Annotated in this window: 8 protein-coding genes; 7 read left to right on the plus strand and 1 reads right to left on the minus strand. The window is 50.7% G+C overall.

The window, feature by feature from the left end; genetic code table 11:
- Nucleotides 1-57: 57 nt before the first annotated feature.
- From JX312_RS05810 to xerD, 7 genes are all read left to right on the plus strand, one after another.
- On the plus strand, nt 58-501 hold the full coding sequence (locus JX312_RS05810) for a type II 3-dehydroquinate dehydratase (RefSeq protein ID WP_204457366.1): 444 nt from the start codon (nt 58-60) through the stop codon (nt 499-501).
- A complete protein-coding gene (locus JX312_RS05815; protein ID WP_123406525.1) occupies nt 498-1,133 on the plus strand; it encodes an O-methyltransferase in 636 nt (211 codons plus the stop codon). The genes JX312_RS05810 and JX312_RS05815 overlap by 4 nt, the downstream gene beginning before the upstream one ends.
- Before the next feature lie 52 nt (nt 1,134-1,185).
- Nucleotides 1,186-1,530: a 30S ribosome-binding factor RbfA gene (gene rbfA, locus JX312_RS05820; RefSeq protein ID WP_123406482.1), complete on the plus strand. Its 345-nt coding sequence runs from the start codon at nt 1,186-1,188 to the stop codon at nt 1,528-1,530.
- Nucleotides 1,527-2,777: an FtsX-like permease family protein gene (locus tag JX312_RS05825; protein ID WP_204457367.1), complete on the plus strand. Its 1,251-nt coding sequence runs from the start codon at nt 1,527-1,529 to the stop codon at nt 2,775-2,777. The genes rbfA and JX312_RS05825 overlap by 4 nt, the downstream gene beginning before the upstream one ends.
- A gap of 203 nt (nt 2,778-2,980) precedes the next feature.
- Entirely contained in the window at nt 2,981-3,469 is a 489-nt protein-coding gene (locus JX312_RS05830) for an Lrp/AsnC family transcriptional regulator (RefSeq protein ID WP_123406486.1), read from the plus strand.
- A gap of 76 nt (nt 3,470-3,545) precedes the next feature.
- Nucleotides 3,546-5,957, plus strand: coding sequence for a YfhO family protein (locus tag JX312_RS05835; RefSeq protein WP_239653825.1), 2,412 nt, complete (start codon nt 3,546-3,548; stop codon nt 5,955-5,957).
- A 544-nt stretch (nt 5,958-6,501) separates the two neighbouring features.
- Nucleotides 6,502-7,413, plus strand: a complete 912-nt coding sequence (gene xerD / locus JX312_RS05840) for a site-specific tyrosine recombinase XerD (protein ID WP_204457369.1) — start codon at nt 6,502-6,504, stop codon at nt 7,411-7,413.
- Here the strand turns inward: xerD and JX312_RS05845 are convergent.
- A partial coding sequence (locus tag JX312_RS05845; protein WP_370541478.1) for an aldose epimerase family protein occupies nt 7,408-8,446 on the minus strand: 1,039 nt, incomplete at its 5' end. The genes xerD and JX312_RS05845 overlap by 6 nt on opposite strands.

The following is an 8,446-nucleotide window of genomic DNA, read 5'->3' on the forward strand; positions in this document are numbered from 1 at the left end:
TACCGGCACTCCGGAAAAAATATCAGAAAACCCAAAACAGTTTAACTCCGACAAGCAATGACAATATCTATCATAAACGGTCCGAACCTCAACATGCTCGGCAAAAGGAATCCGGAAATATACGGACACAAGACTTTCGAGGAGACTCTGACAGGTATAAGAAAAAAATTTCCGGAAACGGAAATCCGCTTCTTCCAGTCAAACTCGGAAGGTGAGATCATTGACATGATACAACGGGAGAACGCAGACCCGGCGGTTGCGGGCATAGTGCTCAATCCGGGTGCCTACGCGCATTATTCTTTCGCGATAGCGGATGCCGTGGAAGACTCCGACACCCCTGTTGCGGAGGTGCACATATCAAACATCCACGCCCGCGAAGCTTTCCGAGCCACATCCGTGACCGCTCGCGCTGCCGGATGCGTCATTACCGGCTGCGGCCGCAAAGGATATGAAATGGCAATCGGTTTCCTTCTGGACACCATAGAATGCAAGACGACATGAACCACGAGCTGACAAAATATGTGGAAGACCACATCTCGCCCCAGCCGGAATACCTCTCACGCATCGAGCGGCAGACCAACCTCCGCCTCCTGAACGGACGCATGTGCTCGGGGCTGCTGCAAGGAAGGCTGCTGAAGATGATTGTGGAGATGATACGCCCCGAACGGGTGCTCGAACTGGGCACATTCTCCGGATTCTCGGCATTGTGCATCGCAGAGGCTCTTAAAGGGGAAGCCACCCTCGACACAATAGAAATCGACGACGAACTCGAAGATTTCATACGCCGGAACCTCTCCTCGTCCGAATGCGGAGAGAGAGTGACACTTCATATAGGAGCAGCAGAAGATGTCGTTAAGAAGTGGAATCCCGCTACATTTGACCTCATCTTCATCGATGCCGACAAACGACGATATTCCCGTGATTTCGACCTATGTCTCCCCCTGTTGCGGAAAGGGGGCTTCATAATCGCCGACAACACTTTGTGGGACGGCCATGTGGTAGATCCGGCAAAAGAGAAAGACCCGCAGACCAGAGGCATCCGTGAATTCAACGATATGATCCGCAGCCGCACGGATATCGAATCGGTTATTCTGCCGCTGCGCGACGGACTCACCCTTATCCGCAAAAAATAAACGATTTCCTCTCTCTCCACGTTTTACTAAATAAACCCAATATAGTTTTATTATGGAAGGCAAACGACAAGCAAAGATATCCCGACTGATACAGAAGGAACTTAGCGAGATTTTCCGTCGCCAGACAGCCGCGATGGGAAACATCCTCGTATCCGTGAGCGCGGTGCGCGTATCACCGGATCTCAGTATCGCAAAAGCATACCTCAGCATTTTCCCGCCGGAAAAATCCAACGAAATCCTCGACAACATCAAGAAGCAGTCAAAAACCGTGCGCTACGAACTTGCTCAGGCTGTTAAGTCTGTGTTGCGAAAATGCCCGGACCTGCAGTTCTATCTTGACGATTCGCTGGATTATATCGACAACATCGACAGACTTCTGGCATCAGACAAGAAATGAGAAGAAAGCCCTCGGCATGGATAGCATGGCGCTATCTTCTGTCGAAAAAATCACACAGTGCGGTAGGCGCCATATCCATGGTGTCGATCTGCGGCATGGCAATCGCTACCGCAGCAATCATCTGTGTCCTTTCGGTTTTCAACGGTTTCAAGGATGTGATAGCCGGCAGGCTTGATTCCTTGTCTCCCGACATAATGGTCACTCCGGCAAAAGGGAAGGTATTTGAGAACGCTGATTCCATAGCAGAGGCAATTGCCACCACTGAGGGGATAAGAATCGCAACCCCCACTCTGACCGACAATGCACTTGCCATTTGCGGCTCGAAGGAGATGCCTGTCACTCTCAAAGGCGTCGACATGGCGCGTTATCGCAAGACAACAAGCCTCGACTCACTTGTAATTGACAGATACAGCCCGTCAGGTCCCGGTGAGAAACAGCTCCGGAAAGCCATTTTCTCAATAGGTGCCGCCGTCGGAATATCCGCGGCTCCGGGAGAGGNAGTGCTACTTTTCACTCCGATACGGGAGGGGAGAGTAAACCTGTCGAATCCTGCCGCTTCATTCCTCACAGACTCGGTTCTCACAACCGGTGTTTTCCGTTCCGACCAGTCTGAATTCGATGAGAACCATGTTATAGTTGACATTGACCTCGCCCGCGACCTGCTGCAATATGACACTGAAGCATCGGCAATAGAGATTTCAATCGATCCGAAAGCAAACCTGACAGGACTGACCCGGAAGATTTCCCTGCTTACCGGAGACGCATTCACTTTCAAAGACAGAATGCAGCAACAGGAGATGAATTTCCGCATGATAACAATCGAGAAATGGATCACATTTCTTCTGCTTTTTTTCATTCTTGTCATAGCGTCTTTCAACATCATTTCATCCTTGTCGATGCTGGTGATTGAAAAAGACAGATCAATCTCCACTTTGCGAGCCATCGGATTCAGCAGAAACGGGATAGGCTCGATATTTTTCTGGGAAAGCATTTTCGTCACAATGGCAGGAGGTGCATCGGGAATATGTCTCGGAGTGGCTCTGACTCTCCTTCAGGAGCATTTCGGTCTCATTCGGTTGCAGGGAGACCCAGGCACACTGACAATAGCGGCATATCCGGTACATCTTGACCCGACCGACATATTGCTGACCCTTCTGCCCATAACCGTCATCGGGGTCGCCACAGCCTTGATAACAGCATCTTACGCCAAATCAAGAACGCGAAACCGCGAAACCGTTGTAAGTTGACAAAACACACATAATAGCAAAATGCGTTAAAATCTGTCAAATTGTCACAATTTAACTCAATTTTTCTTGTAAATTCAATAATTTATATATAATTTTGCATAATATTAATAAAAAATATATACATTTTAACCAAACAAAGCAATTCCATGCATACCCGATGTATGCTTATATTAACAGCGAACAGCTAAAATCTAATCGAAATCATGGACAAAATAGATAATCTTGACAAAAAGATTCTGAACATCATTATGCAGAATGCCCGCATCCCTTCAAAAGATGTGGCAGTTCAGTGTGGCGTTTCACGTGCGGCCATTCACCAGCGCATACAGCGTCTTATCGACATGAAAGTAATCACAGGGTCCGGTTACACCGTAAATCCCAAATCTCTCGGATTCAACACATGCACCTATGTGGGTGTGCGACTGGAGAAAGGTTCGATGTATCGCGAAGTGGTTAAGGAATTCGACAAGATTCCCGAAGTGGTGGAATGTCACTTCACCACTGGTCCCTACTCCATGCTCATCAAGGTTTACGCTCAAGACAACCAGCATCTCATGGAGCTGCTCAACGACCGTATCCAGCATATTCAGGGCGTAACGGAGACCGAAACGCTTATCTCTCTTGAGCAAAGCATGAACCGACAGATCCACATCGAGGTCGATGGTCAGACTCCTCAGTCCGACTCCAAGTGATCGCATAGAAAAGTCATTAAAATTGTTTTTTNTGAATCTGAAATTATCAGACAAGACCCTGTATTCCCTTTTGGCCGTGGCATTGCTTGCCCTAACGGCCTTTCTTTTTTTCTGTCCGGACGACATCGAAGGGAATGTGCTCCAGCAGCATGACATACAGCAGGGCATAGCCAACGGTCAGGAGGGGAAAGCCTTCCATGAAGCCACAGGTGAGACCACACGCTGGACCAATTCCCTCTTCGGAGGAATGCCGAATTTCCAGATCGCGCCATCCTACCCGGCGGGAAAGGCGATTGGCTGGATATGGAATGTATACACTCTCGGACTTCCGTCACCGGCGAATCTGCTGTTCGCCATGATGGCGGGGTTCTTCATCATGTGCCTGTGCTTCAGATTCAAATGGTATAATGCGCTTTTCGCATCGATCGCCTGGGGATTCTCCTCATACTTCATAATCATCATAGGGGCGGGGCACATATGGAAATTTGTGACATTGGCATACATACCGCCGACAATAGGTGGCATAGCACTATGTTACAGAGGAAAATATCTTCCAGGAGCCGCATTGGCGGCATTGTTCGGCGCGCTACAGCTGCAGAGCAATCACCCGCAGATGTCATACTACTTCCTTTTCGTTATCTTCGCGATGGTCGTGGCTTGGCTTTGTTCGGCGATACGCGAGCACAGAATCAGACAATGGGGCATGGCAACAGCCTGTGTCATTGCAGCCGGTATACTTGCCGTCGGAGCAAATTCCGCGAGCCTCTACAACTCCTATGAATATTCCAAAGAGACCGTAAGAGGTCGTGCCACGGATCTCACGCCTCCTCCCGGAACGGAGACCGGAGGGATGAGCCGCAGCGCGATAACCGCCTGGAGCTATGGCATCGACGAGACAATGTCGCTGCTGATTCCAAATGTCAAGGGGGGAGCCACAATCAAACCGGTGGCTGGCGAGAGCAGCCTGCTCTCACTGGCTGACACCGGAAAGGCAGATGAACTCAGCCTTGCACCTGAAGAACTGCAGTTTCTATCTCAGTTCCCGCAATATTTCGGCAACCAGCCGATGACCAACGGACCGGTATACGTCGGCGCGTTCGTACTGCTGCTTGCCATTCTCGCATTGTTCATGGTGAACACACCGATGAAATGGGCTTTGTTCGCGGTCTCTATCCTTGCGATATTGCTTTCGTGGGGTCACAATTTCGAGGCTTTCACTGATTTCTTCATCGATAACTTCCCGGGGTATAATAAATTCCGTGCGGTGGCGAGCATTCTGGTGATTGTGGAATTCACCATACCGCTGCTTGCTATAATGGCTGTGCGCAAAATGCTGGAGACAGAAAACTATCTTCAGCGTTTCGGCATGGTATTCTATACTGTTTTCGGACTCGGCGCGATTGTCTGCTTCCTCGGATGGGTTGCCCCGTCAATGTTCGGAGAGCCTTACAGCGCATCCGAGATCCAGCAGCTGCAGCAGGCAGGGGCTTTCTCCAATCCTCAATATTACAATATTCTAAACGCGATACGCGAGACCCGCCTCTCTCTTGTGAGCACGGACTCGTTGCGTTCGCTGGCATTCATCCTGCTCGGTGCGCTGGTAATCTTCCTCTACCTCAGGGGTGCGGTTAAAAACCGTGCGGTTTTCGTATGCATGCTGACAGCCGTCATGCTCATCGACCTCTTCTCTGTGGGCAAAAGATATGTGAATTCGGAGAATTTCACCCGCCCCGCCCTTGAGGACGTGACTTTCAACAAGACAGCGGCAGACGAGGCGATACTCAAAGACACTTCAAACTATCGTGTATATGACGTACAGGGACTCTATTCCGCACGCTCCTCTTATTTCCACAAGACAATCGGGGGATATCACGCGGCGAAACTAACCCGCTATAACGACCTTCTCGACCATCAGATCTCCAAAGGGAACATGGGAGTGATAAATATGCTCAACACTAAGTATTTCCTCTCCGGCGAACAATATGAGCGAAATCCCGGCGCACTCGGCAACGCGTGGTTTGTAGACACCATATCGTACGTTGCAGACGCCGACAGCGAAATGGCGGCACTTGACTCTCTCGACACCGCTACTGCCGCCGTGGCAGACGCGAAGTTCCGCGAGACTCTCGGCAACGCGATCCCCAAGTCACTGGGAGATACAATATATGAGACATCATATGCGCCGAATGCCCTTACATACAGCGTAAACTCGGCTAAAGGGGGAATCGCGGTGTTCAGCGAGATATATTTCCCCTGGGGATGGACTGCCACCGTTGATGGCAAGGAGACACAGATCGGAAGGGTGAACTACACGCTCCGAGCCTTGCGTGTTCCGGCAGGCAGACATGAGATACGCTTCAGTTTTGACCCCAAATCTGTGCGTGTAACCAACAACATCTCGATTGCCTCCGTATCGGTCATCTATATACTGTGCGCCATCTCCCTCCTCTTGCTCGCACTCCCGATAATCAGGAAAAGAAAAAGTTAGAATCCATGTTCGACAGATGGCGTAATTCACATGGCTTCGGCGTCCACTCCCCTTTCGGCTATCAGCTGGTCGAAAGGGTGGTCAGACCGTGCCGTGGCTATGCATATTACGCCTATGACGACATTGACAGGGCATGCTCATCTTCGGAACACAGAATCGCAGACAAGGCGAANATGCTTTTACGTCTTGTCTGCTTTCTTCGTCCGCGGAAAGTGTTCCTGCCTGATTACGCACACAAAGCGTATTTCATCGCCATGAAGAGTCCCGATTCGAAGATCAGATTCATCCGCAACGCCGACAAGGCGGTGTCGGACTGTGACATAATCGCCACAAGAGGGGATGAAATACCTCTCGAGGATTTACGTTCCTTTATGTCATTGCCAGACAGGACGCTACTGATAAAAGATGCTCCGCAAAACTGGTGCGACTCTGTTTTCGAGGCANTGAACGAGGGAATCATGATTCGCGGCAGACGCAACGCCATCTGCATTTCCAGAAGCGGAATGCAGAAAGTGTCATATCTCATGTATATCTGAAAAAACATATGCGACCGCTAAATACCACAGAGAGACTATTGTCTGATTTCTCAAATTTCCTGTTGCTGGAACGCGGTCTTTCGGGTAATACACTGGAGAGCTATCACACGGATGTGATTCACCTCCTCGAATTTCTTGAAGAAAGAGAACTGTCACTGACAGATGTCGACACAGACGCTCTTCATCAGTTTCTCTGCACTCTCCGTGACCTCGGAATCTCGCCGCGCTCACAGGCGAGGATGCTCTCTGGAATACGCGCGTTCTTCAGATTCCTCCGGCTTGAAGGCTACACTGACACAGACCCCTGCGAACTCCTTGAGGCTCCACGCTTCGGACGCACACTTCCCGATATACTTTCTGTAGAGGATATAGACTCCATGATTGCCGCCCTTGATCCGGGAAAAGACGAAACGCCGCGAAACCATGCGATAATAGAGACTCTGTACGGCAGCGGCCTGCGGGTGTCCGAACTTGTGGAGTTGCGCATGTCAAGAGTGAATCTTGACGNGGGATATGTGATAATTACCGGAAAAGGAAACAAACAGCGGCTTGTACCTCTCTCTCCGGAATCAATAAGACTCATCAGGGAATACCTTCCCATCAGGGAACGCCTCAAGATAAAGCCTGACTCAAGCGACATCCTTTTTCTGAACCGCCGCGGGGGAATGATGACCCGCGTGATGGTGTTCTATGTGATACGCGACTCGGCGGCGGCGGCAGGGATAATAAAAAGAGTGTCGCCACATACGTTGCGACACTCTTTTGCCACTCATCTGCTCGAAGGGGGAGCGAATCTCCGTGCGATCCAGGAGATGCTCGGACATGAATCAATTTCCACTACCGAGATATACATCCACCTTGACAGATCGCGGTTGCGCTCCGAACTGATGGAGCATCATCCGCATTATAAAAAATCATAAAAACGCGAAGACTATCCTGCGGTCATAGTTCTCTCCGGCTTTCAGAAGCTGTGACGGGAAAGCGGGCTTGTTCGGCGCGTCAGGGAAACCCTGCATCTCTATGGCAACACCTTCGTAATCTTCATAGGAACGACCGCTTTTATTCTCCGGGCATCCTGCAAGCCAGTTGCCCGTATATATCTGCACGCCGGGCTGGTCGCTGCTTACAACAAGTTTTCGTCCGGACACCGCCCCTTTGAGTTCAACAGCGCCTTCCACCGTCTTGCCGGGCTGCCATCCGTCAACGACCCAGCAATGGTCATAACCTTTGCCTATCTTGAGAGCCTCGAATTCCTGACGGATATCCCGCCCGATTTTCTTGAACGAAGTGAAGTCCATAGGAGTTCCCGCCACAGGCGCGATCTCACCGGTGGGTATCTGGGTCTCGTCAGTGGGCAACCAGTGCGATGCCTTCAGTTTCATCTCATGGTCGAAGATGCTGCCGGCATCCGCTCCGTCAAGATTCCAATATGCATGATTGGTCATGTTGACAACGGTGTCTGCATCGGTTTCGGCATGGAAATCAAGAGTCAGCTCGTTGTTGTCGCTCCATCTGTATGTCGCCGTGACTGTCAGGTTGCCGGGATATTGCTCCTCGCCGTCTTTTGCCTTGTAGGTGAAGCGGATGCCATCGGGCAGTTCCTCTCCATCCCAGTTCTGGTTCTGGAATCCTTCCGGACCTCCGTGAAGCGCGTTGGGACCGTTATTGATGCTGAGACTGTATTCCTTGCCGTCAACCTCAAGATGCCCCTTGGCGATACGGTTGGCATAGCGTCCCGGGCACTTTCCCAGACACGGTCCGTCGGCGATATAATCCGCGGCATCTGCGTAACGCAGAGCCACATTCTCGATTTTACCCTCCTTGTCAGGGACACGAACCTCAATGATGCCGGCTCTCATGGTGGAGTCCTCCACCGTCGCGCCCTGCGCGTTGGTGAGCCCATACCATGTGATCTCTCCCCTGGGGGAAGGAAATTTCCTGCTTGTGATATTC

The organism is Barnesiella sp. CU968 (assembly GCF_905219685.1).
GTDB lineage: Bacteria > Bacteroidota > Bacteroidia > Bacteroidales > Muribaculaceae > Lepagella > Lepagella muris_A.

What these genes read in the sequence shown, in the direction of transcription:
- rbfA (WP_123406482.1), top strand. Translation starts at nt 1,186, where the DNA reads ATGGAAGGCAAACGACAAGCAAAGATATCCCGACTGATACAGAAGGAA.
- JX312_RS05810 (WP_204457366.1), top strand. Translation starts at nt 58, where the DNA reads ATGACAATATCTATCATAAACGGTCCGAACCTCAACATGCTCGGCAAA.
- JX312_RS05815 (WP_123406525.1), top strand. Translation starts at nt 498, where the DNA reads ATGAACCACGAGCTGACAAAATATGTGGAAGACCACATCTCGCCCCAG.
- JX312_RS05830 (WP_123406486.1), top strand. Translation starts at nt 2,981, where the DNA reads ATGGACAAAATAGATAATCTTGACAAAAAGATTCTGAACATCATTATG.